The organism is Phycisphaerae bacterium (assembly GCA_017999985.1).
GTDB lineage: Bacteria > Planctomycetota > Phycisphaerae > UBA1845 > Fen-1342 > JAGNKU01.
The window spans coordinates 1-26,210 of the sequence record JAGNKU010000012.1 but is presented as its reverse complement, the minus strand read 5'-3'; the positions used below and the strand labels follow the sequence as shown (position 1 = coordinate 26,210).

General features: G+C 65.9%; 26 protein-coding genes and 1 tRNA gene. 13 read left to right on the top strand and 14 right to left on the bottom strand.

Features of this window, described 5'->3' with window-relative positions; genetic code table 11:
* The first annotated feature begins 210 nt into the window (after positions 1-210).
* The 4 genes from lepB (at position 211) to KA383_15360 (ending at position 3,911) form a co-directional block, all read left to right on the top strand.
* Positions 211-1,707 (top strand): signal peptidase I, encoded by a 1,497-nt coding sequence (gene lepB, locus KA383_15375; protein ID MBP7747496.1) that lies wholly within the window; start codon positions 211-213, stop codon positions 1,705-1,707.
* Between the two features lie 321 nt (positions 1,708-2,028).
* On the top strand, positions 2,029-2,823 hold the full coding sequence (gene lptB / locus KA383_15370) for an LPS export ABC transporter ATP-binding protein (protein ID MBP7747495.1): 795 nt from the start codon (positions 2,029-2,031) through the stop codon (positions 2,821-2,823).
* The gene (locus KA383_15365) at positions 2,813-3,121 is read left to right on the top strand and encodes a DUF167 domain-containing protein (protein MBP7747494.1); all 309 of its coding nucleotides are present in this window, start codon (positions 2,813-2,815) and stop codon (positions 3,119-3,121) included. Before lptB ends, KA383_15365 begins: the two co-directional genes overlap by 11 nt.
* Before the next feature lie 49 nt (positions 3,122-3,170).
* Complete coding sequence (locus KA383_15360) at positions 3,171-3,911, top strand: prepilin-type N-terminal cleavage/methylation domain-containing protein (protein ID MBP7747493.1); 741 nt, start codon at positions 3,171-3,173, stop codon at positions 3,909-3,911.
* Positions 3,912-3,995: 84 nt separating this feature from the next.
* On the opposite strand, the gene infA is transcribed toward KA383_15360, so the two are convergent.
* Positions 3,996-4,226: a translation initiation factor IF-1 gene (gene infA, locus KA383_15355; protein ID MBP7747492.1), complete on the bottom strand. Its 231-nt coding sequence runs from the start codon at positions 4,224-4,226 to the stop codon at positions 3,996-3,998.
* A 372-nt stretch (positions 4,227-4,598) separates the two neighbouring features.
* On the opposite strand from infA, the gene KA383_15350 reads away from it, so the two are divergent.
* Both KA383_15350 and KA383_15345 read left to right on the top strand, forming a co-directional pair.
* Positions 4,599-5,738, top strand: coding sequence for a Spy/CpxP family protein refolding chaperone (locus KA383_15350; GenBank protein MBP7747491.1), 1,140 nt, complete (start codon positions 4,599-4,601; stop codon positions 5,736-5,738).
* 53 nt (positions 5,739-5,791) lie between these two features.
* Entirely contained in the window at positions 5,792-6,823 is a 1,032-nt protein-coding gene (locus KA383_15345) for a PA0069 family radical SAM protein (GenBank protein MBP7747490.1), read from the top strand.
* Positions 6,824-6,847: 24 nt separating this feature from the next.
* Here the strand turns inward: KA383_15345 and KA383_15340 are convergent, their stop codons facing one another.
* From KA383_15340 to KA383_15330, 3 genes are all read right to left on the bottom strand, one after another.
* Positions 6,848-7,075 carry a hypothetical protein gene (locus KA383_15340; protein MBP7747489.1) on the bottom strand — a complete coding sequence of 76 codons (228 nt, stop codon included), beginning with the start codon at positions 7,073-7,075 and terminating at the stop codon, positions 6,848-6,850.
* A gap of 107 nt (positions 7,076-7,182) precedes the next feature.
* A complete protein-coding gene (locus KA383_15335) occupies positions 7,183-7,674 on the bottom strand; it encodes a 3-isopropylmalate dehydratase (GenBank protein MBP7747488.1) in 492 nt (163 codons plus the stop codon).
* Between the two features lie 81 nt (positions 7,675-7,755).
* Positions 7,756-9,195, bottom strand: coding sequence for a 3-isopropylmalate dehydratase large subunit (locus KA383_15330; GenBank protein ID MBP7747487.1), 1,440 nt, complete (start codon positions 9,193-9,195; stop codon positions 7,756-7,758).
* 193 nt (positions 9,196-9,388) lie between these two features.
* On the opposite strand from KA383_15330, the gene KA383_15325 reads away from it, so the two are divergent.
* Positions 9,389-10,156 carry an AMP nucleosidase gene (locus KA383_15325; GenBank protein ID MBP7747486.1) on the top strand — a complete coding sequence of 256 codons (768 nt, stop codon included), beginning with the start codon at positions 9,389-9,391 and terminating at the stop codon, positions 10,154-10,156.
* 101 nt (positions 10,157-10,257) lie between these two features.
* On the opposite strand, the gene KA383_15320 is transcribed toward KA383_15325, so the two are convergent.
* The 7 genes from KA383_15320 to KA383_15290 all read right to left on the bottom strand — a co-directional run bounded on the left by KA383_15320 (position 10,258) and on the right by KA383_15290 (position 15,829).
* Positions 10,258-10,623 carry a HEAT repeat domain-containing protein gene (locus KA383_15320; GenBank protein MBP7747485.1) on the bottom strand — a complete coding sequence of 122 codons (366 nt, stop codon included), beginning with the start codon at positions 10,621-10,623 and terminating at the stop codon, positions 10,258-10,260.
* 108 nt (positions 10,624-10,731) lie between these two features.
* Positions 10,732-12,543: a 3-isopropylmalate dehydratase large subunit gene (locus KA383_15315; GenBank protein ID MBP7747484.1), complete on the bottom strand. Its 1,812-nt coding sequence runs from the start codon at positions 12,541-12,543 to the stop codon at positions 10,732-10,734.
* Positions 12,544-12,595: 52 nt separating this feature from the next.
* Positions 12,596-12,955 (bottom strand): four helix bundle protein, encoded by a 360-nt coding sequence (locus KA383_15310; GenBank protein ID MBP7747483.1) that lies wholly within the window; start codon positions 12,953-12,955, stop codon positions 12,596-12,598.
* A 57-nt stretch (positions 12,956-13,012) separates the two neighbouring features.
* The gene (locus KA383_15305; GenBank protein MBP7747482.1) at positions 13,013-13,594 is read right to left on the bottom strand and encodes an HD domain-containing protein; all 582 of its coding nucleotides are present in this window, start codon (positions 13,592-13,594) and stop codon (positions 13,013-13,015) included.
* 73 nt (positions 13,595-13,667) lie between these two features.
* Entirely contained in the window at positions 13,668-14,168 is a 501-nt protein-coding gene (locus KA383_15300) for a transposase (protein ID MBP7747481.1), read from the bottom strand.
* A 74-nt stretch (positions 14,169-14,242) separates the two neighbouring features.
* Entirely contained in the window at positions 14,243-14,542 is a 300-nt protein-coding gene (locus tag KA383_15295; GenBank protein ID MBP7747480.1) for a hypothetical protein, read from the bottom strand.
* A gap of 126 nt (positions 14,543-14,668) precedes the next feature.
* Positions 14,669-15,829 carry an isocitrate/isopropylmalate dehydrogenase family protein gene (locus KA383_15290; protein ID MBP7747479.1) on the bottom strand — a complete coding sequence of 387 codons (1,161 nt, stop codon included), beginning with the start codon at positions 15,827-15,829 and terminating at the stop codon, positions 14,669-14,671.
* Positions 15,830-16,139: 310 nt separating this feature from the next.
* On the opposite strand from KA383_15290, the gene KA383_15285 reads away from it, so the two are divergent.
* Together KA383_15285 and queD are read left to right on the top strand one after the other, a co-directional pair.
* Positions 16,140-16,793, top strand: coding sequence for a radical SAM protein (locus KA383_15285; GenBank protein ID MBP7747478.1), 654 nt, complete (start codon positions 16,140-16,142; stop codon positions 16,791-16,793).
* 111 nt (positions 16,794-16,904) lie between these two features.
* Entirely contained in the window at positions 16,905-17,279 is a 375-nt protein-coding gene (queD, locus tag KA383_15280) for a 6-carboxytetrahydropterin synthase QueD (GenBank protein MBP7747477.1), read from the top strand.
* A 92-nt stretch (positions 17,280-17,371) separates the two neighbouring features.
* Here the strand turns inward: queD and KA383_15275 are convergent, their stop codons facing one another.
* The 3 genes from KA383_15275 to KA383_15265 all read right to left on the bottom strand — a co-directional run bounded on the left by KA383_15275 (position 17,372) and on the right by KA383_15265 (position 20,663).
* Complete coding sequence (locus tag KA383_15275; protein MBP7747476.1) at positions 17,372-18,808, bottom strand: aldehyde dehydrogenase family protein; 1,437 nt, start codon at positions 18,806-18,808, stop codon at positions 17,372-17,374.
* Positions 18,809-18,874: 66 nt separating this feature from the next.
* Positions 18,875-19,729, bottom strand: coding sequence for a hypothetical protein (locus KA383_15270; GenBank protein ID MBP7747475.1), 855 nt, complete (start codon positions 19,727-19,729; stop codon positions 18,875-18,877).
* 76 nt (positions 19,730-19,805) lie between these two features.
* On the bottom strand, positions 19,806-20,663 hold the full coding sequence (locus tag KA383_15265; GenBank protein MBP7747474.1) for a hypothetical protein: 858 nt from the start codon (positions 20,661-20,663) through the stop codon (positions 19,806-19,808).
* A gap of 276 nt (positions 20,664-20,939) precedes the next feature.
* On the opposite strand from KA383_15265, the gene KA383_15260 reads away from it, so the two are divergent.
* The 4 genes from KA383_15260 to KA383_15245 all read left to right on the top strand — a co-directional run bounded on the left by KA383_15260 (position 20,940) and on the right by KA383_15245 (position 26,210).
* The gene (locus KA383_15260; protein MBP7747473.1) at positions 20,940-22,154 is read left to right on the top strand and encodes a PilT/PilU family type 4a pilus ATPase; all 1,215 of its coding nucleotides are present in this window, start codon (positions 20,940-20,942) and stop codon (positions 22,152-22,154) included.
* Positions 22,155-22,195: 41 nt separating this feature from the next.
* A complete protein-coding gene (gene tadA / locus KA383_15255) occupies positions 22,196-23,947 on the top strand; it encodes a Flp pilus assembly complex ATPase component TadA (GenBank protein ID MBP7747472.1) in 1,752 nt (583 codons plus the stop codon).
* Positions 23,948-23,950: 3 nt separating this feature from the next.
* The gene (locus KA383_15250; GenBank protein ID MBP7747471.1) at positions 23,951-25,783 is read left to right on the top strand and encodes a CvpA family protein; all 1,833 of its coding nucleotides are present in this window, start codon (positions 23,951-23,953) and stop codon (positions 25,781-25,783) included.
* Positions 25,784-26,138: 355 nt separating this feature from the next.
* Positions 26,139-26,210 (top strand) — tRNA-Asn (locus KA383_15245).

The following is a 26,210-nucleotide window of genomic DNA, read 5'->3' as shown; positions in this document are numbered from 1 at the left end:
TCGGCCGTGCGTTCTTCGTATACTGGCCGGGTTTCCTGCCGCTCACGCCGAATGGGCTCAACGTGCTGCCCGACCTCGGCCGCACCCGCTGGATCCGCTGAGACCGCCGCATCCGCGCGCCGCGCCTATTGGCAAGCTCGCCGCGCACCCGCAGAATTCACCTCAGTGAGCGACACCGGACCCGTGACAACCCGTCCGCCTGGACCCGAAATGCCTACACCGGGTCCGGCCGAGCCGTCACTGCCGCCTGCGGCGCCGCGCGCCACCCGGGTTGCCGAAATCCTGCAGACGGTGCTCACGGGACTGATCCTCGCCTTCATCTTTCGCGCGTTCCTGGTCGAGGCTTTCATCATTCCCACGGGCTCGATGGCCGATACGCTACTCGGGGCCCACGCCACGCGCGTCTGCCCGGCCTGCGGCTGGGAATTCGATTTCGCCCCCCTGCGAACCGCCGCCCCCGGCGCCGGCTTCGTTGTGCCGCCCGAGATCATCTGCCCCAACTGCCAGTTCGCCTTCGAAGCCACGCCAACCGACACCGCCCCCAAGGCCGGCGACCGCATTCTGGTCCACAAGTGGCCGTACGCCCTCGCCGGCCTGTGCCCACCGCAACGCTGGGATGTGATTGTCTTCCGTGACCCGGCGGACCCGGACCAGCACTACATAAAGCGCCTGGTCGGCCAGCCCGGCGAGACGGTCGAGCTGGTGGATGGCGACGTCTTCATCGACGGCCGCATCGCCCGCAAGCCGCCCGAAGTACAGGCGACGCTCTGGATGGTCGTCTTCGACCAGGCGCACCTGGCGAGTGCGAACGCCCCCTCTGGCCGTCTACCACGCTGGATTGCGCTCGATCCGCCGGACCCGACGGGCGCCGGCTGGGCCGGCCTCGACCAGCGCACGATCCGCTACGACGGTCTGGATCAGACCGGCCGTGAGATCATCTTCAACGCGGACACCGGGACGGAATATCTGCTTGACCTATATGCCTACAACCGTCATTCATCGGGCGCATTCGTCGGCGACGTGCGCATCGTCGCCGAGTTCACCCCCCGGGCGGGAAACGGCGTATGCCGGTGGGAGCTGCTGCGCTCGCCGCAGCGCTTTTTCGCCGAGCTGCACCGCGATGGACACGTGGTGCTGGGCGCCGAAGCGCTGGATGCCGCGGGCTGCACGTTTACGCTGGACAAGCACCTGAACACAGCGCTCGCGTTCGGTCGTCCCGTGGCGGTCGAGTTCGGGCACGTGGACTTCCGGGTGTATCTGACCATCGATGGGCAGGAAGTGCTCAGCAGCACCGACGAGTTGTACGCACCGCGGCTCGAACACCTGCGCACGGCCGCGCGGGCTCGGCCAGTCGGCCTGCGCATCGGGGCCCGCGACCTGGCCTGCGAGCTGCGACGCCTGCGTATCGACCGCGACGTGCACTACACGAGTCGACCGGTCCAGGCGCTGCGGGCCACAACCGGACGCCCGTTCACCCTGCTCGCCGAAGAGTACTTCGTGATGGGCGACAACAGCCCGGACAGTCACGACAGCCGCGAATGGACCGAAGCCGGGCCGCACTTGCCGCCCGACTATCGTCCCGGGACGGTGCGCGCCGACCAGATTGTGGGGCAGGCCGCCTTCGTGTATCTTCCCGGATTGTTGCCGCTCGGCACGGGCGCGCGCTGGTCGGTGCCAGATATCGGGCGCGTGCGGTTCGTTCGCTGATGAGCTGACGCTGCCGCGACGAACTGGTGACTTGTCAACAAGCAAGGTAGTCGATGAACCTTAGGTCACCAACAACGATCAGAGATTCGGAAACGGTTACGAATGAAATCCGTTGGGACCGCCTCCATCGCGCGGAAGTCAGCTCGCAACCCATTGTAAATAATGCAGATACAAACCAGCTCCGCAATGATGACGGAAAGTCGCCGTCCTGCTGCATTATCGGAACATTGAACCCATTCCCATCCCTCAGAATTTGCGTGACTTACACGCCATTTCACAACTTGTCCACAGCGGCTGCAACACCCGCCCCGGGAGCAATACATGCTGCTTGAGGCCAACAGCCTGGTGAAATCGTACAACGGTCGCACTGTCGTCGACCGCGTCAGTTACCAGGTTCACGAACGCGAAATCGTCGGCCTCCTGGGCCCCAACGGCGCCGGCAAGACCACGAGTTTCCGTATCACCGTCGGCATGATCACGCCGGAAGGTGGCCGCGTGACATTCAACGGCGAGGACATCACCGGCCTGCCGATGTACCAGCGGGCACGCCGAGGCATCGGCTACCTGTCACAGGAACCCAGCGTGTTTCAGCGACTTACGGTCGCGGAAAACCTGATGGCCATCTGCGAGACGATGCGCTTCACCCGCGCTGAGCGGCAGGCCACCGTGGAAGAGCTGCTGCGGCAATTCGGCCTGACCAAGGTGCGCTCCAATCCGGCCAAGAAGATCTCGGGCGGCGAACGCCGCAAACTGGAAATCGCGCGCGCCCTGATTACCAAGCCGAAGCTGATCCTGCTGGACGAGCCGTTCAGCGGCGTGGATCCAATCGCGGTCGAAGGGCTGCGTGAGGAGATCACGCGGCTGCGCAAATCCGGGATCGCGATCCTGCTGACCGATCACAACGTCCATGAGACACTGAGGGTTACGGATCGCAGCTACGTGATTCACGAGGGCAAGGTGATCTGCTCGGGCACGCCGGCGGAGCTGATCAACGATCCGCGCGTGAAGGAGACTTACCTGGGCAACACCTTCCGCGGCGACGAGTTCGGACCACAGAAGTCGCGGTCGGTGGAATCGGTGGCCGGTGAGTCAGGCGGGCGGAGTCATGGCGCCTGAAGCCGGCGACGTGGAGATCCGCGCAACGCCGGGGGGTATTGAGCTGACTTTGAAGGTCGTCCCCGGAGCATCGCGGACGCGCGTTGCCGGCGTGCTGGGCACGGCGCTGAAGGTCGCCGTCGCCGCTCCGCCGGAGGGCGGCAAGGCGAACGCGGCGGTCATCCGGCTGCTGGCGGAGGCGCTCGGGGTGTCGAAATCCGACGTTGAAATCGTCAGCGGTCACGGGCAACGGCTCAAGCGGGTCGCAGTGCGGGGGCTCACAGCAGCCGAGGCTCGTGCGCGATTGGGAGTGCGCTGAGCCGACGCGTGAGCGTATAATCCGGGCAGGCGACACATCGGGAAGCGCCATGAGCCCGTGCGGCAAAGCGTTACCTTCCGACGCACGACAGCGTTGTTTCACGCTCATCGAGTTGTTGGTTGTGGTCGCGCTCATCGCGCTGCTGATGAGTATTCTTCTGCCGTCGTTCGGGGCGGCCCGGGAGCGCGCGCGGCGGATCAAGTGCGCGTCAAATCTGCGCCAGATTTCGCATGGCTGGACCATGTACGTCGATCATGAGAATCGCGGGCACTTTCCGAAGTACCGACTGAACATCCAGTGGTTCTACGGCGGCAAGAACGACACCGCCGAGTTTCCTCAGGTGCTCAACCCCCGGCCCGTCAATCGCTACGTGGGTGCCGATCCATACGGCAACCGCACGGCCGAGCTGTTTCACTGCCCGGATGACCGCGGCGTCGCGTACTCGGGGCCGACGCCGTGGCAGCGGGCCAGCACCTACCATTACTACGGCAACAGCTACCCGACGAACCCGGTGTTCTTCGCCTCGCCGGTGCCGAAGATCCGCCCGGTGCGCATGGTGGACGTGCGCGTGCCAGTGTCGATCATGGTGCTGGTCGGCGACAATCAGCACCTCGACCCGGACCAGGACTACCTGCATGCCCCCTGGCACGTGCCCGACGGACTCAGCATGAACATCGGCTTCCTCGACGGGCACGCCGCGTTCATCCGTTTCGAGCGCGGAGTCGAGCAGACCGCGCGCTACAGTCACGCGCTCGACTGGCTGGAGCCCAATGAGCCGACCCCGCCCTGATGCGCGGCGCGTCTCAAACACCCGTGTCTATACACGCGCGGCTTCGCCGGCGGCCCCGGGCCCGCTGCAACTCGACGTCCGCAGCTATTTCTGTCGGTAAACGATCCGGCCCCGTTTGAGGTCGTACGGCGAAAGCTCCACGGTGACGCGGTCGCCCGGCAGAATGCGGATGAAGTTCTTCCGCATGCGGCCGGACACGTGCGCGAGCACTTCGTGCTTGCCCGAACCGGTCAGCTCGGCCTCAACGAGAAACATCGCGTTGGGCAGCGCCTTCACTACGACCGCCTCCATCTGAATGGCATCTTCTTTGGCCAAAGGCACTCCCTGGTGCTCACCGCTTCCCGCTGTGGCTGGGCCGGGAAGCCCGGCCGCGCAGCGACCCGGCACGCCATCGGCGTACAGCCATGCCGTCCATCGGAACGCCGACGATCGGGACACCCGACGCCTGCAACCGGCGTGGCCGCAGTCACAGGGGGCATGTATCGTATCCCGCTCACGCCGGGCGGTCAACGGGGCCCCCTGCCCTGGGACCGGAGCGGTACAATAGCGGGCTGGTGCCGCAAGAAACCGTCCGGCCACACGTTTGGCCTGACAGACCGGGCGTCGCGCGGCGGTTGCGGCCGCATACCGGGCACAGGCCGCAGGGCCGCTACGAACGGCAGCGCCCGCCAACTACAGGAGCTTGTCATGAGATGCAGATGGTTAATGAGCGTTTGTCTCATCGTACTGGCCGCGACCCTGCAGGCGCAGGTGCCGGAACAGGCCCCCCCGGACCGTCCCGGCCCGCCGCGCGACCGCGGTCAGCGCGGCGAACGTGGCGAACGCGGCCCTGCGCGGCTCGACGTCATGGCCCAGCGGCTGGCCGAGGAGTTGCAGCTCACCGATGCGCAGCGGCCGGCGTACGATGAGCTGGTTGCCAAGTACCAGGCGCAGACGGAGGCCGCCCAGGCGGAGCAGCCGGATATGCGCGCGCTCACCCAGCAGTTGCGCGAGGCGCGTCAGAACGGCGACGAAGCCCGCGTCGAAGAGCTGCGTGCGCAGTTGCGGGAGGCGGGGACGGGGCGCACCCGGGTCATCCGCGACTTTCTCGCGGCCGTCGAGCCGTTGCTTGACGAAACTCAGATCCCGAAGCTGGAGCAGTTCCGCGAGCGGACGCTGCGCCGGTTCGAGCAGGGGCAGCGTGACGCTGACAACCGCGACCTGCTGCGGCGCTTGCCCGAGGAACTGGGGCTCACGCCCGAGCAGCGCGAGCAGTTCGACGCCCTGGTCGCCGAGCGGCGACAGAACATGGGTCAAAACCGCGAGCAATGGCGCGAGCTGCGTCCGCTGATGGAAGAGCTGCGCCAGGCACGGGAAAACGGCGATGAGCAGCGCGTCGCTGAGCTGGAGGCGCAAATCGCCGAGAAGCGCCCCGGACCGCCCAATTTCGATGAGCTGTTCGCCGAGTTGGAGAAGATCCTGACGCCCGAGCAGCAGGCCAAGCTGGCGACGCTGCGCGAACAGCGCCCCGGGCGCCGTGGTGCTGCGCTCGACGTGCGCGCCGTGCTGCGGGCCGCCAAGCAGCTCAAGCTCACGGACGCGCAGGAAGAGCAGTTGAAGACCATCATCCGCGATGCGCAAGTCGGTGAGCGTCAGGGGTCGGCGGACGCGGAGACCCGCGCGAAGCACGCGGAAGAGGTCAAGGGCCAGATCGTCAAGATTCTTGACGAGCAGCAGGCCGCCGAGTTCCAGAAGCTGCTCGACCGTGAGCGCCGGCCAGCCGGCCAGCAGGAACGCGACCGGCCGGGTGGCCGAGGCGCCCGGCGCGGCGCGGGCCGCGAGAGTTGACATCCTAACAAAAACCGAATATGATGTCGCGTGTCGTGCAGACAGGTGCAGACATGCGGCCCGTGGAGAATCCACCCAACCCTTTCCATCACAGTGCCTGCGAGCGGGACGTGCCCCCGCCGGCCGCCTCCCTGACGGTCCGCGAGGAGCACGCCCGCTCGCTGCTTACCCAGAACGACAGCCCCGACATCCCCTTCCGCTGGTCGGTGAATCCCTATCGCGGGTGCCAGCATGCCTGTGCGTACTGCTACGCCCGCCGGACGCACGAGTACCTCGACCTCGGCGCCGGCACCGACTTTGAGACGCAGATCACCGTCAAAGTGAATGCGCCGGAGCTGCTCGCGGCGGAGCTGCGGCGGCGGAGCTGGCGGCGCGAGTTCATCGCCTTCTCCGGCGTGACCGATTGCTACCAGCCGCTCGAGGCGAAATACCGCCTCACGCGCCGCTGCCTGGAGGTCTGCCGCGACGTCGTCAACCCGGTGGGCATTGTCACGAAGTCGCCGCTGGTTACGCGTGACCTGGACGTGCTCGTCGAGCTGCACCGCCGGAGCGCGGTCAGCGTGCTGTTCAGCGTGACCTTCGCCAACTCGGCCACTGGACGACGCATCGAACCCGGCGCGCCGGCGGCGGAATCGCGTTTCGCCGCCATGCGCCACCTGCACGACGCCGGCATCCCCGTCGGCGTGATCATCGCCCCCGTAATTCCCGGGCTGAATGACCGCGACATCCCCGCGCTGCTGGCGCGGGCGGCGGAGGCGGGCGCATCCAGCGCGGGCTATACGCCGGTGCGACTGCCGGGCAGTGTCGCGGATGTGTTCCTGACGCGGCTCCGGCGTGAAATGCCCGCCGCCGCCGAACGTGTCGAGGCGCGCGTCCGGGCGCTGCGTGACGGGCGGCTGAACCAGCCGGAATTCGGCGCGCGGATGTCGGCCCACGGCGCCTATTGGGAGAGCATCGAACGACTGTTCGAGACGGCAGCGACGCGGTTCGGCCTGGACAGCGGACGAGAGTGGCAGCGAAGCTGTGCCACCCCGCCGCGCGCGGAGGCCAAGCAGCTTCGGCTCTTTGAAGGACACGCCGAATAGTCGCGTGGCCGTTGTGGCACTGTGCTATTCGCCCCGCAGTTCCTCGCCCACGCCATCGACGAAGAACTCGACCCGGCCGCAGCGCGGGCAGACATACAGATCGAACGCCGAGCGGTGCTTCATCAGCTCGAAGACGCCGCCCAGGAAATCAAACACGCGGGTGCCTTCGTGGAATTGCTTGGTGCCGCCGAACTCGAGCGGCGTGTTGCAGCGCGGGCAGGAAACATACGTCGGCGGGCGGTTCGCGGACATCGTCGCTCCTTGGAGACTCGATGAGGCTTCTACGTTGCCCACGGGGCGGTGACGCTACGCGCGGCCTGTAGCGGGTCAACGTCAACGGCCGACTCGGGGGTCGGCCGCTACGCGGTCTTGCGGGCCCGTAACTTCTTGCGCGTGTATTCGAGCAGGCCGCCGGCTTCGCAGATCGCCATGATCTCCGCGGGCAGCTTCGGGAAGCTGTAGGCGTGGCCGTCGACCCCGATCTGGCCGCCGGCCGCGTCGATCGCGATCGCGCTGCCGTCCTTGTACGCGTCGACGGCGTCCGGGCACTCGATGAGCAGCAGCCCCTGGTTGATCGCGGCGCGGTAGAAGATGCGGGCAAAGCCCTTCGCGATGATCGCTGCCACGCCGACCGCCTTCAGGCCGACAACCGGCTGCTCGCGCGAGCTGCCGCAGCCGAAGTTGCGGCCCGCGACGAGCACGTCCCCGGCCTGGACCTGCTTCGCGAAATTCGCGTCGAGATCTTCGAGCAGGTGCGGCTTGATTTCGTCCGGCGTCGCACAGGTGTACGTGTACTTACCGGGGAAGAGCATGTCGGTGTTGATGTCGTCGCCGTATTTCCAGATTCTCATAGCATTCAGCTCTCAGCGGTCAGCAGTCAACTTGGGGGACCGACCTCCGGTCGGTCATATTTCCGATCGATCACACGCCTGTCATCGCCGCGCTTTGCCGCGCGCGGTCTTCTTGGCCTTCGCCGGCACACCACGTCGGCCACGGGGGGCCGACGCCATACGCTTCTGCGTGCCCGCGTGCCTCCGTGCCGTTGTGCCTGCCCCCCGTGCCTTCGTGCCTTCTCTCCGTGGCTTCGTGGCTCCGTGGCTCCGTGGCTTCCGCAGTTCCGTTCTCGGATCGGTGATCACACCATGCAACGCCGACGCCGCCACCGTCGCCGGGCTGGCGAGGTAGATCTCCGCCTCCTTGCAGCCCATGCGACCTTTGAAATTGCGATTCGAGGTCGAGAGGCACGCCTCGCCTGGCGCGAGAATGCCCTGGTGCGCACCCAGGCACGGGCCGCAGCCCGGCGGCAGTACGACCGCACCCGCCTCCGTCAGCGTCAAGAGCGTCCCGTCCTGCGTCGCCGCCGCGTAGATGCTCCGCGACGCCGGCAGAACCAGGAAACGCACTTTCGGCGACACGCGCCGACCCTTCAGCATGGCGGCGGCCTCACGCAGATCGCTGAGCCGGCCGTTGGTGCACGTGCCGAGCAGGGCCTGATCGATCTTCTTGCCCGCGACCTCACCCACCGGCTTGACGTTGTCCACCTTGTGCGGGCAAGCCACGACCGGCGTGAGCTCGGCGAGGTTGTACGTCAACTCGCGTGCGTACTCCGCATCCTTGTCGGCCCACACCGGCTCGTACGCGCTGCGCGGCACGCCGGCGGCCTTCAGGTACTTGATCGTCTGGTCGTCCACCGGGAACACGGCAAGCTTCGCGCCCATCTCGACGCCCATGTTCGCGATCGTGAAGCGGTCCTCGATCGTGAGGTTCTTAATGTCACCGTGGAACTCGACCGAGGCGTAGTCCGCGCCGTCGGCCCCGATGTCGCCGATGATGCGCAGGACGAGGTCCTTGGCACTCACGCCGGCAGCGAACTTGCCGCGCAGTGTGACCTTGATCGTCGGCGGCACTTTCAGCCAGGTTTCGCCAGTGAGGTACAGGGCGGCGGCCTCGGTGCGGTCGATGCCGGTCGCGAACGCGCCGACGGCCCCATACGAGCACGTGTGCGAGTCGCTGCCGACGAGGATCGTGCCGGGCTTGGCGTGGCCCTTTTCGACGACGACCTGGTGGCAGATGCCCTCGCCAACGTCGTAGAAGTTCTTGACGCCGTACTTCTCGACGAACTTGCGCACCTTGGCGTGGCCGGTGGCGGTCTTCTCGTCGGAGGCCGGGATGACGTGGTCGAGGACGATGATCGGCAGGTCCTGACGCACGAGGCCGAACTCGGCGAGGTCCTTGTCGATCTTGCCGACGATCGCCGACGTGTTGTCGTGCGTGAGCAGGTGGGCCGGCCTGACCGTGACGATCTGGCCGACGGCTACCTGCGGCAGACCGGCGGCCCGGGCGAGCACCTTCTGTGCGAATGTTTGTGCCATCGTTAGCTCTCAGCTTTCAGCACTCAGCCATCAGCTCTCACGAAGTGCGGATGGTAACGGATTCGGCGGTATTCTCGGGGGGAAACGTCACGCTGGCAAGGCGGGCGGGGCCGGCTGCATAGCCACGAGGCCAGACGCGGGATACACTCGCGGGTACACGCGGTGAGCGGGGGCTGCGTGCCGAGGACCACGCGTGCCGACGAAGGAACAGATTGTCTCCGACTGGCTGCCGCGCTACACCGGGCGGCCGCTGGAGGGGTTCGGCGAGTACATCCTGCTCAGCAATTTCACCGACTACGTCGAGCGCTTCGCGGAGCACTTCGGCGTCGAGGTCCTCGGCCGCGACAAGCCCATGCAGTCGGCCTCCGCTGAGGACCTCACGATTGTGAATTTCGGCATGGGCAGCGCGATGGCCGCGACCGTCATGGACCTGCTCTCCGCCGTCGCACCGAAGGCCGTCCTGTTCCTGGGCAAGTGCGGGGGCCTCAAAAAGACGAAAGTGGGGGATTTCATCCTGCCAATCGCGGCCATTCGCGGCGAGGGCACCAGCAACGAGTACATGCCGCCGGAAGTGCCGGCGTTGCCGTCGTTCCGCCTGCAAAAGGCCGTGTCGGCGATGATCGTGCAGCACCGGCTCGACTACTGGACCGGGACGATCTACACGACGAACCGGCGGGTGTGGGAGCACGACGAGCAGTTCAAGGAGTACCTGACGCGGACGCGCGCGATCGGGATCGACATGGAGACGGCGACGGTGTTTATGGTCGGGTTCGTCAACCACATTCCGAAGGGCGCGCTGCTGCTCGTGTCGGACAACCCGATGACACCGGAGGGCGTGAAAACGTCGCGGAGCGACAAGGCCGTGACGCAGAAGTTCGTGCGCGAGCATCTGGCGGTGGGGATCGACTCGCTGCTCGAGCTGCGCAATTCGGGCGAGTCGGTGAAGCACCTGCGCTTTTAGCCGGCGGCCGGGGACGGGTGGTACGGGCGTCCCGCCCGTCGATGAGACGCCGCAACGCGGCGAGTGCAAAACCGCTCTATGGCAGCTCGAAGCGACTTGCCCTACCGCTGATCCAATTGCTTCAGCGCCCAAGTCGCCTTGTTTCTGACCCAGTCGATTTCGGATGCCCTCAGCCGCTCCAACGGTTCGCGCGCCAGAGGCTCGCGCAGGCAACCGAGCGCTTCCGCCGCGTCGCCGACGATCAGTCCGCTGCCGTTCGTCAGGATGTCCAGCAGCAGCGGCACGGCAGCGCTGGAGCGTATGTTGCCCAGCGCCCGCACGATGTGGCGTCGCACACCCTCGCTGGGATCAATCGAAAATCGGCGCAGCAGCTCCTGCTCGTATGTCGCGTCACGCGACTTCGAGATGTCGATGGCCGCCCAGCGCCGGAGTGCTTCGTCTTCCGAGTCGAGATCGGACAGTGTCATTGCACGCCCGTCAATATCAAGCCACACTCGCGTCGTCCGCAAAACGCTCGTCGGCGTTCATGGCAGGTCGAAGCGATCTACCCTACCTTCGTGGCCGCTTGCCGGCCCCTACACCTTCACCAACAGGCCGCCACGCTGGTAGATCTTTAGCTGCGCGTCGCTGAACGGCGCGCCCGTGACTTCCCCGGTGGCGCACTTGATCACACCCGTCGTGAAATCAACCTCGACTTCCTCACCGTCCTTCAATGCCCCCGCCGCCGGGGCACGCAGGATCGCCAGGCCGGCGTTGATCGCGTTGCGCTCGTAGATCGCCCCGAACGACTCCGCCACCACCGCCGCGATGCCGAGCGACAGGAAGCAATCCACCGCCTGTTGCCGCGAGCTGCCGCAGCCGAAATTCTTGCCGGTGACGACGATGTCGCCGGGCTTGGCCCTCTTCGCGAAATCCTCCCACCCCTTGAGATTGTCAAACGTGTACTGGCCCATCGCCTTGAGGTCGGTGATCGTCAGGTAGCGGTTGTGGAAGATCATGTCCGTGTCGATGTTATCCTTCGCAATCACCCACACGCGGCCCTTCACCCTCGTCGGCTTCCCTTGTGCCACTGCTCTTGAGCAGTGTTCGGCCCCCTTGGGCGCGGCCGCCGCCGGCGTACTCGCCTTGAATATCGCCGGCTGCGCGGGGATGGCGTCCACTGTCGTGATCTGACCGGCGATAGCGCACGCCGCCGCTGTCTCCGGCGACGCGAGATACACCTCGCCCTTGCCCTGCTTGCCGGCGAAATTGCGGTTGCCCGTGCTGACCGTGACCTCGCCGGGGCCGTTCTGGCCGATCTGCCCCGCCGCACATCCGCCGCAGCCGGCATTGCCGACCAGCGCACCGGCGTCCTTGAAGGTCTTGAGCGTGCCATCGACCAGCATCTGCTGCCAGATGCGGTCGGTCGCGGGGACGATCTTGAGCACCACCCCCGGCGCGATCCTGCGGCCCTGCAGCACGCGGGCGGCGGCCACGAGATCCTCATACCGGCCGTTCGTGCAGGAGCCGATGAACACGGAATCGACCTTCTTGCCGCGCAGCTCGCTGACCGGGACGACGTCCTCGGGATGACCGGGGCGGGCAATCATCGGCGTCAGGCCGGTGATGTCGATCGTGACTTCCTGCGCGTACTTCGCGTCCGGGTCGGCGTAGACGCCCTGCACCGCGCGGCCCATCTTCCTGCCGCAGTAGTCCAGCGCGGCCTGGTTCGGCGGGAAGAGCATGATGATCCCGCCCATCTCGGTGCACATCGACGCGATCGTGACGCGGCCCGCGAGGTCGAGTTGATCGACGTACGGCCCGTACATCTCGGCGGCGTAGCCGAGCAGGCCGTTCGCGCCGAAGTGCTTGTTCACCGCGAGCGTCACGTCCTTCGGCGTCGCCGTTTTCGACGGCATGCCCCTCAGCGTGACCTTGATCGTCGGCGGCACCACGAACCACGTCGTGCCGTAAGCGAAAGCGTGCGCGATGTCCTGGTCACCCATGCCCTGCCCGAAGGCGCCAATCGCGCCGAGGATATTGGCGTGCGAATCGGTGGAAACGAGCGTATCGCCGGGGCCGCACAGACCCTCGTCGATCGCGACGTGCGTGCCGATGCCGGTGTCGATATCGAACACGCGGATGCCGTGCTGGCGGGCGAACTGCCGGCACTTGTGCTGGTTGCTGGCGTAGTTCTGGTCCGACCCGCCGGGGTTGCAGTCGAACGTGAAGCACGTTTTCGCCGGGTCGGCGACGCCAAGACCGTTATCGACGAGGTTCTTCACAACGTTCGCGCCGCCAAAATCGCGCGCCACGCGAGCGTCGATGGTAATGTCGACCATGTCGCCGGGGGAAACGGTGCGGCCAGCGTGGTTGCCGATGATTTTCTCGATGATTGTTTTTGGCATGATTAGCACTCAGCAGTCAGCATTCAGCGGTCAGCCAGAGGGAACTCCGTAATCAGTGAGCTGTGTTCAGCTTGGACAGCAGGCTGGCCAACATTCTCTTGACTTCTTCGACGTTCGCCAAGAGCGTTTCGCGTTCCGATGCGGTGATATAGCCAAGGTCGCCGGACAGCAGCAAGAGATACTCCGCCTCGCTGGCGGAGGCCATCGCGATCTGCACAAACCGCGCGAACTCGCGGTCGCCCTGCCGGCAGCAGCCCTCGGCCAGCTTGGCGGGGATGGATACGCAGGCCCGCCGGACCTGGCTGACCAATCCGTACAGCTCGTGTGACGGGAACTTGCCTGTCAGACGATAGACCTGCAGCGTCAGTTCATGGGCTTTCTGCCAAACCTGCAGGTCACGGAAGTTCTTCATCGCGTCGCTCCGGCGTCGGAGCTCTCCGGCTGACTGCTGAGTGCTGACCGCTGACAGCTACTGGATCAGCTGCCCCTTCTCCATCATTACCAGCGGATCGAACGTCGCGAAATCTGCCTGGTGGATCAGCACCGTTTCCAGGCATTTCGGGGCGCCTTCGCCTTCTTTCGCGTGGCAGGCGATCGTGTTCAGGACCGTGTCGTCTTTGATGCCGGCTTCGACCGCCAGCGCCGTGCCCGAGATCGGGTGACGCAGGCACGCCCCGGCCCGGCTCTTGCGATAGCCGCCCTTTCCGTCCGGCTCGGTTTCGACCAGCTTGCCGACATCGTGCAGCAGCCCGCCGGCGAGCAGGCGGTCGTAGTCCACCTTGTACGGCAGCTTTCCGCCGTAGGCGGTTTCCTGGGCCTTCGCGAGGCCGTAGGCACCCTCCGTGACGGCGAGCGTGTGCTGGATGAAGTTCACGCCGTCGGTCTTGGTGAGCAGCGTGAAGGGCATGTTCCTGAGCTCGTCCACGCTGTTCCAGCCGCCGCGCTGGCAGCCGAGCGTCCAGGTCTTGACGACCTTGTCGCGGAGGTCCTTGTTTGAGATGCGCTCGAGGACGGAGCCGAAGAGGGTTTGAATATCCTTGTCGCTAATCATGTTTCCTCCAGGGCGGCGCGCCGCCCGAACGTAGCGGCCGACCCCCGAGTCGGCCGTAGTAGCTGTGAGGCACTCATAGGTCTACGAACACCTTCGTCCACGGCCAATCCTGCCAACGCTGCACCAATCCGGCCCGGACCGGGTTGTTAACGATATACGCCAGGACTTTCTCCGCAGTCTCTTCGGTGCGACACACATGATCGTGCGCCGAGCGCTGCCACAACTCGGCGTCGCCGGTCCGCAACTGATGCTGCCGGGTGGTGAAGCTCTTGAACTGCCGTAACCAAGTACCGACCGCAATTCGCGATTCGGCCGGCGACAGGAGCACGTGCAAATGGTCCGGCATCAGGCAGTATCCGTAGAGCCGGAAACCGAGGTTACTGCAATAGAATTCGACGTTTTCGCATACAAGCCGCGCGGTCTCGACGGCCGTAAATGCGTCGGTTCGCCTTGCACATACGGTCAAGTGTACATCGATGTTGCCGCTATAGTCACAGTCCTGGTGACGCACGGCGCGGCTCGCGCTGTAGGTTCGTAGGTCGCGGAGCGGTATACGGTTGTGGTCGGAACGCATGTCCGGCTCCCACGGCCGACTCGGGGGTCGGCCGCTACGGTGACGCCGACTCGGGGTCGGCGGCTATCCGTTCGTCAGGTACGGTTCCAGTCCCGCCCAAACGCCACGAGATCGGCGGCGACTTTCGCGTCGCGCTCCGCGTTGGACTCAATGCACATTTCTTCCCTCGCGATGTGGCGAAGAACCCGCATCAACTGCTCGGCTGAGACTCCCCGATCGAGCAGCCGGACGATCGGTGCAGCATAGACATCGTACTCGTCGCGCGGACAAGCTGGATCGCTCAGCACTCCGATAGGATCCCAGAATTGAAGTGCCTCAAGCACCCTGAGGTAGCCGGCTGCGTCTGGTCGTTTGAGATACTCGGATTCTGCCATCTCTGACTCCCTGCGCGGCGCTCGGCGCCGGGAGATTCGCGCGGCACCTACGGCCGACTCGGGGGTCGGCGGCTACCCACCGGCGGGACGCCGGTGCCACAGTCTGGCTAACGGCTTCAGGCTTTCTCACAGCTTCTGAATGATCGCCTCGCCCATCTGCTTCGTGCTGGCCGCGCCGTGCTTGAATACGTCCGGGCCGCCGGGGAGGCGCAGCATGTCGTACGTCCGCACCTGGCCTTCCGCGACCACCGCCGCGATCGCCCGCTTGATCCGCTCCGACTTTTGCGTCTCGCCGAGGTGATCCAGCATCATGCACGCGCTCAGGATCATCGCGATCGGGTTCACGATCGGCGGATCGAGCTTCTCGTACTTCGGCGCGCTACCGTGCGTCGGCTCAAAGACCGCCACTTCCTCGCCGATATTCGCACTGCACGCGAATCCCAGCCCGCCAACCAGGCCCGCGAACGCGTCCGAGGCGATGTCGCCGAACATGTTGCTGCACACGACGACGCCGTAGTCCTCGGGGTTCTTCGACAGCCACATCATCTGCGCGTCGATGTTCGTCTCCCAGCAGGCGATGCCGGGATAGTCTTTGGCGACTGCTTTGCCGGCGCTGGTGAACAGGCCGCTGGTCTCGCGCAGCACGTTCGGCTTCTCGCAAATCGTGACGGACTTGTAGCCGAACTTCTTGGCGTACTCGAACGCGGCCTTGCAGATGCGGTGGCTGGCCGCGCGCGTAATCACGCGCAGCGACACGGCGACATCAGCCGGCGGCACGTTCTTGAACGCCGCCCACTTCTTATGTGACTCGAACGCCTTGCGGACCGGCTCCGGCGGGTTGGTCCACTCAATGCCGGAGTAGAGCCCCTCGGTGTTCTGTCGGAACACGGCCACGTTGATCGGCGGCTCCTCGAATCCGCCGGCGGGCGTCTTGCGGACGTAGTTGAGCGGGTTGCCCTTGAACGAGATGCACGGGCGGATGCAGATGTCCAGGTTGAAATGCTGGCGCATCGTGACGATCGGGCTGAAGTAGGTGTAGCCCTTGCCCTTCAAGCTGGGCGACAGCTCGGCTTCGGCCTTGTCTTTGCTCTTGGACGTGATGGCCCCGAACAGGCCGATCTTGTGCTTTGCAAGCAGGTCGATCGTGCGCTGCGGCAGCGCATTGCCCTCCTTCACCCAGAAATCCCAGCCGATGTCGCCGTGGACGTAGTCCGCGTCGAATCCGACCGCCTGGAGGACGCGCACGGCCTCCGGCAGCACGACTTTCCCGATCCCGTCGCCGGGCATCGTCACGATCGTTCGCTTCGCCACGTGAGCCACTCCTATCCATGGGGAACCAGAACGCCGCCGGGGCAGGACCGTCGCGACGCACCCGGGTACACCGACGCGCCGCCAAGCGGCAGAAAACACAGTTTAGGGGAACGAGCAAAACGAGGCAACGACCCGGCGGGCACTGCGCCCATCCCGCCGGGATTCACCACCAAGACGCTAAGGCGCCAAGAGTTATGAACGAAGGGGCCGCTTCGCTTCGTGTCTTGGTGGTTTACTCCGAGCGCGGCGCAAGCGCCGGCCGGGTCGCCGCTCTATAATGTGCCGCATGAGTTCGTCGGAGCGGCTGCGCGTCAACGAGATCTTTCACTCCGTCCAGGGCGAAGGCACCCGCGCGGGCGTGCGGTCCGTCTTCGTCCGGCTGACGGGCTGCCACTTGCGGTGCGCGTGGTGCGATACGACGTACGCCTTCAACGAGGGCGAGTGGCTGTCGGTGGACGACGTGCTCCAGCGCGTGCGGGCCTTCGCGTGCCCGACCGTCGAGGTCACCGGCGGCGAGCCACTGCTGCAGCTTGGCGTGTATCCCCTGATGTCGCGGCTCGCGGACGAATTCGCCACGGTGCTGCTGGAAACCAGCGGCGCGGTCAGCATCGCCGAGGTCGATCCGCGTGTGGTCCGCATTGTGGATGTGAAATGCCCCGGCAGCGGCGAAGTGGAGCGCAACCACTGGCCGAACATTGAGCTGCTCACGCCGCGCGACGAGGTCAAGTTCGTGCTCTCCGATCGCGGGGACTACGACTGGGCCCGCGACGTGTTGCGGCGCTACGGCCTGCCGGCACGCTGCCCGGTGATCTTCTCGCCGGTGCACGGCAAACTGCCGCCGGCGGAACTGGCGAGGTGGATCCTCGACGACCGGCTGGACGTGCGGCTCGGGCTGCAACTGCACAAGCTGATCTGGCCGGCAGAGACGCGCGGCGTGTGAGCAGCGTGAAAAAGTGATAAGGTGACAAAGTGATAAAGCGAGCGCTCCCTCACCGGTGGATGTTCGGCGCGCCGTCATCACGTTATCACTTTGTCACCTTATCACGCTCCCATGGAGGCCATCGTGCGTGTTGAGCTGTCCAAGTCGTTCACCTTCGAGGCCGCCCACTGGCTGCCGACGTTTCCCGAGGGCCACAAGTGCCGGCGGCTGCACGGGCACAGCTTCCGGGTCGAGGTGCGCGTCGCGGGCGAGGTGAATGAGACGCAGGGTTACCTGGTCGACTACGGCGCCATCAAGGCCGCGTGCGAACCGGTCCGCACGCAGCTCGATCACTATTGCCTGAACGAGATCGACGGTCTCGCAAACCCGACGGCCGAGAACCTGGCCCGCTGGATCTGGGACCGGCTGCACCCCGCCCTGCCGCTGCTGTCGGCGGTCAGCGTCCACGAAACCTGCACGTCGGGCTGCGAATACCGCGGCGAATAGACCGCGCTGCACGATTCACCACCAGGACACAGAGTCACGAAGAAGAGACCTGAATGGATTCCTTCCTAGTGCCTCGGTGTCTTGGCGGTGAATCAGAGGACGCTCGGGCGGTTGAGGACAAGCAGTTTCGGCTCGGTCATTTCTTCGATCGCGTAGCGCACGCCCTCGCGACCGCAACCGCTGTTTTTCACGCCGCCATAGGGCATGCTGTCCACGCGAAAGCTCGGCACGTCGTTGACAACGACGCCGCCGACGTCAAGCTCCTCGTACGCGTAGAACGCGTGCTGCAGATCGCGCGTGAACACGCCGGCCTGCAGTCCGTAGACGCTGTCATTCGCGCTGCGGATCGCATCGGCAAAGTCGTCGAATGGCTGCAATGTCGCCACCGGGCCGAACACCTCGACGCAACTGACCTTCTGCCGTGGGTCTACGCTCTCCAGGTACGTTGCCGCATAGAATGCCCCGTCGCGCCGGCCGCCGCAGAGCACGCGCGCCCCGGCCGCAACCGCCTCGGCCACCCACTGCTCGATCCGGCGGGCGTCGCCCTCCGTGATGAGCGGACCGAGGAACGTCGTCTCGTTGAGCGGGTCGCCGGCCTTGAGTTGTTCCGCCCGCGCGACGAGCCGCGTCTTCAGGTCGTCATAGATGGCGCGGTGCGCGATGATGCGCTGCACGCTGATGCAGCTCTGGCCGGACTGGTAGAACGCGCCGATCGTGATGCGCTCAGCGGCGTAGTCGAGGTCCGCATCGCGATCGACGATGCACGCGGCGTTGCCGCCCAGCTCCAGCGTGACCCGCTTCTTGCCCGCCCGCGCCTTCAGTGCCCAACCCACGTCCGGCGAGCCCGTGAAGCTGAGCAGCTTGATGCGCTCGTCCGTCACCAGCGGCTCGCTGTCGGCACTCGGGCACGGCAGGATCGAAAACGCGCCGCGCGGCCAGTCCGTTTCCGCGATGATCTCGCCCAGCATCAGCGCCCCCACCGGCGTCGCTGAGGCCGGCTTCAGCACCCACGGACAACCCGCCGCAATCGCCGGCGCGACCTTGTGCGCGACGAGATTCATCGGGAAGTTGAACGGCGTGATGAAGCCGCACGGGCCGAGCGGGAACCGCCGGACGAGCGCCTGGTAGCCAGCAGCGCGGGCGCTGATATCGAGCGGCAGCCACTCGCCGGTGATGCGCACGGCCTCTGCGGCGGCGATGCGGAAAGTGTCGACGAGACGCGTGACTTCGCCGCGGGCGTCGCGGATCGGCTTGCCGACCTCGATGGCGAGGGCCCGGGCCAGCTCCTCGTGTCGGTCAGTCACGCGCTGGACGATGTGCTGCAGGATGGCTTGCCGCTGATGGGCGGGCAGGCGGCGCGTGGTGGCGAACGCGTCGTGCGCGGCCGCGATGGCGCGTTCGACGGTCGCGCGGTCCGCGCGGGCCACGCGCGTGACCGGCGCGCCGGTGTACTTATTGGTCACAATCAGCTCGGTGACGCCGGTCGTGGGTGCGCCGCCGAGATAGTATGGATAGTGCTCTCGCAGCATGTCTGGCACCGTGCGTCGGCCAGTTCGCGGCAGGCCGCCGGCGGAGCGCTACGACCTGACTGTCTGCTAGTCCGCCGGCTCGTCCTTATCGTCGTCCTTGTTCTTGTCCTTGGACGCCGCTTTCTCACGGGCTTGCTTGACCGCATCGGGCAGGTCGAAGCAATCGGCGGGGATCTCCGGGTTGTGCTCGATGCTCTCCCACGTGTACGTGACCGTCTGCAGCGTCTCACCCTGCGCGGTGACGACGCGCGTCACCTTGAACGGCACCCAGATATCGTCAACCTGCTTGAAGTTCTCCGACAGGATCTGGATCACCAGCGGGCCCCTCTCCGCGGAACGCGTGATGTCCATGCGGATCGGGTAGCCGTTCTTGCGATCGAAGTACAGCGTGTCCGGCGACCCGGTCAGCGGCGTCAGCACGACCTTGTAGCAGGAACGGGCGTTCACGTCCTCCTTGCCGACGCAGTCTGCCTTCTCGTACAAGTCGCGCCAGTGCAGCAGCGCGTTGAAATGGCCTTGGCGCAGACGATTGGCGAGTTCGTCGCCCTCGAAGAGGCTGACCTTGCCGCCGGCGATCTCCCACACCACGTCGCCATCGCAGCCGCCCTCCAGCACGCCGAGCTGCACAAGACTAGCGCGCTGGTAGCGCTTGTTGGGCTCGGCTTCGTACAGGGTAACCGCGCCCTTGCGGCTCTGGGAACCGACCGCGAACTCGATCTGGCCCTTGGACACCCGAGAGTGGATCTTCTCGAATGCCGTGGTGCCACCCAGACCCTGCAGCGATTTGTCGAGGATTTTCTCGGCGGCGGGAAGCTTGTCGTCCTGCGCCGGCGCGCGGCTCGCGAGCGTGGGCAGGGCAACGACCAGAGCCAGAATGGTGGCGAAACGAGCGCAGGTGCACGGCCGGGGCGCGACGATCATGGCAAACCTCCTGTCCGCGAGAGCACGGGGCGCTGCCCGCGCGCGAGGACACCGCAACCGGCCGCCACATCAGCGGCTATTCGGTCTTGGGCTGCTCCGTCTTGGGCTTTTCTGCGCCGGCGGGCGCGCTCTCGGTCTTCGGCTTCTGCATGAGCTCTTTCACGGCCGGGGGGAGCGCGAAGCGGTCGGCGGGCAGATCGACGTTGCATTCCACGCTGTCGATCTTCACAAACTGCTCCATGCCCATCATACGCTGCGTGATCTTGTGCGGAATCTGGACGCCGTTGACCGCCTTGTAGTCGGTGATCAGCACTTCGACCGGCACCGCCCCCATCTGGCTCTTGACGACCACGTCCATCCGCACCGGCAGGTACGTCTTGCGGTCAAAGTAGTAGGTCTGCGGATCGCCGGTCGTCGGCGTCAGGACGATCTTGAACGCGGGGTGGTCCGCCACGTCTGCAACGCCGGTGCACTCGGCGCTCTTGTAGAGCTTCTTCCAGTTGAGCAGGAAGTGGAACTCGCTCTCGCGCGCCTTCATCGCCTTCTCTTCGCCCTCGAGGATCCGGGCGCCCTGTGGGCTGATCTCCCAGAACGTCTCGCCGTCCGTGCCGCTCTCCATCTTGCCGATGTTCGGTAGCTCGATGATCGTGTACGTCTTGTTGGGGGCGGCCTCGTACATGGTGACGGCGCCCTTCATGCCCTGGAGCGGCACCTCGAACGCGCCCTTCGAGACGCGATTGTGGACCTTGTCCATGGCCGCCTTCCCGCCCAGCGCGTCCACCGCCTTGTCGAGCACCTCCTCGGCCTTCGGGAGCTTCTCCTCCGCCTGGGCCCGGGCCGGCGCCGCACTTGCGAGGCCCGCCACGACCACCCCCAGGAACCAGCCGACGGTCACCGCCCACCTGCCGCCCTGCGTCCGAGTTGCTGCGTTCATCTCGATTCTCCCATAGTCATCTGCATGGAGTCGCCGGGGGGGCGCATCACGCCATCGTCATCCCCAGCGTGCTGCGAATGTACCGGCGGTCCCAGCCGGGCACAAGCGGCACCGCCCGCCACCTGGTTATCGGCCGGTCGGACGCGCCAGATGGTGGATGGACAGGGCCGGTCGGCGTTATACTACCCCTCCGCGTCCCCCGCGGCCCGAGTCCCGCTCACCGGCGGCCGGAGCGGACTCGGCGCGCCGCGTTGTGTGGTTGGAGGACCCGCGTAGATGGCTGAAATCCCGATCGACGCCTCGCCTGATGAAACCACTCCAGTCGTACCCACCGGGCCTGCCGTCACCGAGCCCGTGCTCGAGGCTCCGGACGAGGAGGGCAAGAAAAAGGGCCCGTCGCTGAACAAGTTCTTCAAGGCGGTCATCAAGCTGAAGGTTTCAGACCTGCATCTGAAGGCCGGGCTGCCCGCGATGATCCGCATGAAGGGCGACTTGCGCCCGCTGCAAGGGGGGCCGCTCACGGGCCAGCAAATTCGGGAGGGGATCTTCGAAGTCCTGACCGAGAAGCAGAAGGTTCTGTACGAGGAGCGCGGGGCGGTTGACTTCGCGTACGATGTCGGCCCGCCGGGTGACGCGGACCGGTTCCGCGTCAATGCCTTCCAGCAGCGCGGGCAGATGTCCGTGGCGGCGCGGCGCGTGTCGCGGGACATCCGTAATTTCGCGGAGCTGTACCTGCCCGAATCCGTGGAGCAGGTGACGCACTTCCACCAGGGCATGGCGCTGCTCGCGGGCATCACCGGCTCGGGCAAGAGCACCACCATCGCGGCGATGATCGACCACATCAACAAGCGCGACCCGGTGCACATTGTCACGATCGAGGACCCGATCGAGTACCTGTTCACCGACAAGCGCGCCGTCATCAACCAGCGCGAGATCGGCATCGACGTCGGCGACTTCCACGATGCGCTGAAATACCTCATGCGCGAAGACCCGGACATCGTGCTGATCGGCGAGATGCGCGACGTCGAGACGTTCAAAGCCGCCGTGCACGCGGCCGAGACCGGGCACCTCGTGTTCGGCACGATCCACGCCTCGAGCTCGTCGCAGACCATCTCGCGTCTGCTCGACCTGTTCCCGCCCGACGAGCGCCGCTCGGTCCGCCAGGCGCTGGAGTTCAACCTGAAATCGATCATCTGCCAGAAACTGATCCCCAGCGTCAAGGAGGGCGTGCCGCTCGTGCCGGCAGTGGAGATCATGTACACCAACGCGTCCATCCGGAAGCTGATCCGCGAGGAGCGCGACAACGAGATCGTGGACGTCATCCGGGCGTCCTACGACGACGGCATGGTCGATTTCACGGAGCACTTGCGGCGGCTGGTCGATAGCGGATACATCGACCACGCCACCGCGTACGAGGCCGCCCCGAACCCTGACGAGCTGCGGATGGCGCTGAAGGGCATCCAGGGCCGGCGGGCGGCCATCCTGGGTTAACGGTCCCGGTTGCCGCGCGCGGCGCGGCGTCAGGAGAGGTCATGCTGATCGCCGGCCAGATGCTGCTCGCCGAGTTGCCTGCGAGCGGAGCCTACATCGACCCGCTCAAGCTGGGCGGGATCGTGGTGGTGTTCGGGTTGTGGGCCATCTTCGCCGCCTGGGTCGACAAGGACACGATCGCGGTCAACACGTTTCGCGTCCTTTGGAACCTGATCGTACTCGGCACCGGACTGGTGGCCTTTCTGGTGGCGCTCTTCGTCCCCATGTTCGCCGTCGGGTTCACCGTGTTCGTCGTCCTCAACCTGGTCGTGGGCACGCTGTACGTCGTCCACCGCAACGGGCTCGTGAAGGAAGACGACCGAGTGTTCACCGTGGGACACCTCAAGCGTCTTCGCGCGCAGGGCTTCAGCCGAAAGAAGAAGCAGGTCGAGGTCAAGGAGAAGGTCCGCCTCACGGCCCACAACCGCAAGGTCGTCGAGATCCCGGCCGAGGACCCCGAGCGCGAACAGTACCGCCTGACCCAGGATCTCATGTTCGACACGTTCTGGCGACGCGCGGCCATCAGCGAGATCGTGCCCGCCGGCCCGCAAGCCTCCAAGATCGTCTTCCAGGTCGACGGCCTGCCCGTCGAGGGCCAGACACTCGCCCGCGCGGAAGCGGACGCCATCGTCCAGTACGTCAAGCAACTCGCCGGCCTCAACGTCGAGGAACGCCGCAAGCCGCAAAAAGGCATGATCATGGCCGCGATCGGCGGCGACAAGCACAAGGTCGTCGTGCGGACCGATGGCTCGACCGCGGGCGAGAAGCTCTTCGTCCGGATCATCGGCAAGGAGGCGGAGTTCAAGGTCCCCGATCTGGGTTTCACCCCGCGTCAACTGGAACTGGCCCAGGCCACCAAGGAGGAGACCAAGGGGCTGATCCTGCTCTCCGCCCCCCCGGGCTGCGGCCTCACCACGACGATTTACAGCTTCACCCGCAATCATGATCGCTTCCTGCAGAACGTGCAGACGGTCGAGTACGAGAAAGAGCTGGACCTCGACAACGTCACCCAGAACCTCTTCACGCCGGGAGAGGGCCCGTCCTTCAGCGAGCGCCTGCTGAAGCTCGTCCGCTCCGATCCCGACATCATCGTGCTGCCGGACCTGCGCGAGCGCGAGGGGGCGGCGATCGCCTCCAAGGCCGCCGCCGAGAAACAGAAGGTCTATGTCGCCATCGGCGCCACGGACATCGTCGACGCCCTGCGCAAGTGGATTGCGATGGTCGGCGACAAGTCGCTCGTGGCCAAGAGCCTGCTGGCCGTGACCAACCAGCGCCTGGTCCGCGTGCTCTGCCCCACCTGCAAACAGGCCTACAAGCCCAACCCCGACATGATGCGCAAGCTCAACCTGCCGGAGGACAAGGTGCTCTACCGTCCCCCGGAACCCGTCTTCGACAAAAAGGGCGAGCCGATCATCTGCCCCGCCTGTCAGGGCAGCGGGTACTTCGGCCGGACCGGCGTGTTCGACTGGCTCGGCGTCGACGACCCCCTCCGCGAGGTCATCCGCCGCAGCAAGTCCATGACCGAGATCCAGACCTACGTGCAGAAGCGCCTTGGTCTCGGTTTGCAGGCGCAGGCGCTCCAGAAAGTCCTGGACGGCGTGACGAGTATCCAGGAGGTCGCCCGCGCGGTCCGCGGCAACGGCGGCACGCCGGCCAAGGCGCCGCCCGCCGGCCCGCAACCGCGACCCCAGCCGCGACCGCAACCGAAGCCGCCCGCCGCCGCCGGCGGCGCACAGCCCCAGGCCGGGAGGTGAAGCATGGCTCTCAATCTCTTCGCCCTGCTCTTCGTGCTCGGCATCACGTTCGTGCACTCGATCTTCGGGCTCTATAGCGGCATCCTGAACCTGGCGTGCTGCGTGTTTGCGCTGGCCGTGGCGTTCGGCTACGTCGACCCGCTCAACGACCTGCTGACCGGCACGCTCAACCTGCACCCTTCGTACACCGAGCCGTTGGCCCTGGTGCTGCTCTTCATCGTCACGGTCTTCATCCTGCGAACCCTGAGCGATCTGTTCCTGCGCGGCAACGTCCGGGTCCCGATGTACGTGGACTGGATCGGCGGCGCGGCGTGCGGGTTCTTCGTCGGACAGATCACCATCGGCGTGCTGATCATCGGCTTCCTCATGCTGCCGTGGGGCGGGCGGGCGCTGGGCTACTCACGTTATGAGCGCGATCCGGAGAACCGCACCTATCGCGATGCCGAACTGCCGCCGGACGAGAAGATGCAGGACGAACGTGTCGCCTTCGTGCGCCACCACGTCTGGCTGCGCTCGGACGCCTTTGCCGCCGGGTTGTTCAAGCTGCTCAGCAACGGCAGTCTCCGTGGCCCGACCACGTTCGCGAGCGTCTACCCCGACTACCCCACCTGGGTTTTCTGGAGCGGCAACACGGTGCAACCGGAGTCGCTTACGGCGCCGATCCGCGACGACAAGGGGGACGGCTTCAAGAACGGCCTGAAAGTTGAATCATGGTGGGAGCAGACCACCCCGCTGACTGCGGATGACACGCGCTACCGCCGGCTCAAGCCCGACAAGTCCAATGAGAAACCGCCGTACGAGCCGATCGCGTACAAGGTCCAGCCCGGCAACCGGCTGATCGGCGTGCGGCTCACCCTCGAGCGTGCCGCTGCCGACCGCGACAAGCAGTCGGCCTACCACCGCTTCCGCCCGTCGATGATCCGCCTCGTCGGCGACGTCAAGCTCCCGGATGGCACGGCCGAGCCACAGCAGTACATTCCGCAGATGCTGGGCGGGGTGGACTCGGCGATCGAATCCAAGATTCGCATCGTGGACCTCGACAACAACTTCGGGATGTCCGGGGACAAGACCGCGACGGTCGACGCCTATTTCGAGGTCAAGGAAGGCTTCCAGCCGCGCTTCCTCGAATATCGTCGCCACGCGCGGGCGGCCCTGAGCGACGGCCAGAAGGCCAAGTCAGCGCCGGGCGACCGGCTCGCCGCGGAGGCCCAGGGCGGCACCGGCAGAGACCGCGCCACCGGCCCGGCACGCTTCATCGACACCGTCAACCGGGGCGTGACCGGCGACCGCGATCGGCTCCCGTTCGTCATGAGCATCGACAAGCTGCGGCCGATCTCGTCCGTGGAGCTCGCCGGCACGACCCTGGCCAGCGCGCGCGTGGACGGCGACCGGGCGGTGTTCGAGGTTCCGGAGAAGGAGGCCGAGGGCAACGTGGCGCGCTTCAAGCTGCCGGAGGGCAAACGCCTCTTCCAGCTTGAGACGAAGCCGCGCAAGGCCAAGTCGCTGCCCGGCCAGGTGATGAACTTCGTCGGCTCGGTTACGAACCAGTACAAGGCCGTCGACAGCAGCGGCGAGAGCTATGACCTCGTCGGCTATTACGCGATCGTAAAGAAGGGCGACCAGACGTACTTCGAGCTGGTTTACGTCCCGGACGACCCCAGCTTCCGCCAGATGCTCGATTTCAAGGACAAGTCGGTGCGGACGCTATTGCAGGACCAGGACGACGCCGTGCTCGGACTGATCTTCGCCGTCCCGCCAGGGAAGGACCTCGTGGCGGTGAGCAGCCAAGGTGGCCGCGTCGAATTCGAGACGTCGTTCCGTATGCAGTCGGAGTAGGCCGCGGGCAGGGGTGTGGGCCCCTCCCCATCGGGACCGCCGGCGCTGGTGCGCGGGGCTCTCGGGTCGAGCGGCTGGCACCTTGGCAACGGCTGTCGGCCGCCGACGTCCGCGACCGCAACCAGGCCAGATGATCGTGGCCGGCATGGGACAGTCGGTCCGGCGTGCGTTTTCGGGCGACGACAGGCTGCGGCTTTTGGAGCGGCGGGAAGGCCCGGTAATTGGCCGCGGTTGGCGTTCCCGCAGCCGCCACGAACCGGCGGGCACCGAGCTGGGCGAGTTAGAGGTTGACATCGCGGGGGCGTTTGGTAGGCTTAAATGTTCCCGGGCGGTGGTGCCGCCCGGAGGTTTCTGGTCCCCGATAGCTCAATGGTAGAGCACCCGGCTGTTAACCGGGTTGTTGTAGGTTCGAGTCCTACTCGGGGAG

Bases quoted from the DNA above. Each gene is read 5' to 3' on its own strand.
- lptB (MBP7747495.1), top strand. From the start codon at position 2,029: ATGCTGCTTGAGGCCAACAGCCTGGTGAAATCGTACAACGGTCGCACT.
- KA383_15350 (MBP7747491.1), top strand. From the start codon at position 4,599: ATGAGATGCAGATGGTTAATGAGCGTTTGTCTCATCGTACTGGCCGCG.
- KA383_15345 (MBP7747490.1), top strand. From the start codon at position 5,792: ATGCGGCCCGTGGAGAATCCACCCAACCCTTTCCATCACAGTGCCTGC.
- KA383_15250 (MBP7747471.1), top strand. From the start codon at position 23,951: ATGGCTCTCAATCTCTTCGCCCTGCTCTTCGTGCTCGGCATCACGTTC.
- KA383_15340 (MBP7747489.1), bottom strand. From the start codon at position 7,075: ATGTCCGCGAACCGCCCGCCGACGTATGTTTCCTGCCCGCGCTGCAAC.
- lepB (MBP7747496.1), top strand. From the start codon at position 211: ATGCCTACACCGGGTCCGGCCGAGCCGTCACTGCCGCCTGCGGCGCCG.
- KA383_15290 (MBP7747479.1), bottom strand. From the start codon at position 15,829: ATGCCCGGCGACGGGATCGGGAAAGTCGTGCTGCCGGAGGCCGTGCGC.
- KA383_15295 (MBP7747480.1), bottom strand. From the start codon at position 14,542: ATGGCAGAATCCGAGTATCTCAAACGACCAGACGCAGCCGGCTACCTC.
- KA383_15310 (MBP7747483.1), bottom strand. From the start codon at position 12,955: ATGAAGAACTTCCGTGACCTGCAGGTTTGGCAGAAAGCCCATGAACTG.
- KA383_15360 (MBP7747493.1), top strand. From the start codon at position 3,171: ATGAGCCCGTGCGGCAAAGCGTTACCTTCCGACGCACGACAGCGTTGT.
- KA383_15270 (MBP7747475.1), bottom strand. From the start codon at position 19,729: ATGATCGTCGCGCCCCGGCCGTGCACCTGCGCTCGTTTCGCCACCATT.
- KA383_15300 (MBP7747481.1), bottom strand. From the start codon at position 14,168: ATGCGTTCCGACCACAACCGTATACCGCTCCGCGACCTACGAACCTAC.
- KA383_15365 (MBP7747494.1), top strand. From the start codon at position 2,813: ATGGCGCCTGAAGCCGGCGACGTGGAGATCCGCGCAACGCCGGGGGGT.
- KA383_15320 (MBP7747485.1), bottom strand. From the start codon at position 10,623: ATGACACTGTCCGATCTCGACTCGGAAGACGAAGCACTCCGGCGCTGG.
- KA383_15285 (MBP7747478.1), top strand. From the start codon at position 16,140: ATGAGTTCGTCGGAGCGGCTGCGCGTCAACGAGATCTTTCACTCCGTC.
- KA383_15275 (MBP7747476.1), bottom strand. From the start codon at position 18,808: ATGCTGCGAGAGCACTATCCATACTATCTCGGCGGCGCACCCACGACC.
- KA383_15330 (MBP7747487.1), bottom strand. From the start codon at position 9,195: ATGGCACAAACATTCGCACAGAAGGTGCTCGCCCGGGCCGCCGGTCTG.
- KA383_15315 (MBP7747484.1), bottom strand. From the start codon at position 12,543: ATGCCAAAAACAATCATCGAGAAAATCATCGGCAACCACGCTGGCCGC.
- tadA (MBP7747472.1), top strand. From the start codon at position 22,196: ATGCTGATCGCCGGCCAGATGCTGCTCGCCGAGTTGCCTGCGAGCGGA.
- KA383_15305 (MBP7747482.1), bottom strand. From the start codon at position 13,594: ATGATTAGCGACAAGGATATTCAAACCCTCTTCGGCTCCGTCCTCGAG.
- queD (MBP7747477.1), top strand. From the start codon at position 16,905: ATGGAGGCCATCGTGCGTGTTGAGCTGTCCAAGTCGTTCACCTTCGAG.
- KA383_15265 (MBP7747474.1), bottom strand. From the start codon at position 20,663: ATGAACGCAGCAACTCGGACGCAGGGCGGCAGGTGGGCGGTGACCGTC.
- KA383_15335 (MBP7747488.1), bottom strand. From the start codon at position 7,674: ATGAGAATCTGGAAATACGGCGACGACATCAACACCGACATGCTCTTC.
- KA383_15260 (MBP7747473.1), top strand. From the start codon at position 20,940: ATGGCTGAAATCCCGATCGACGCCTCGCCTGATGAAACCACTCCAGTC.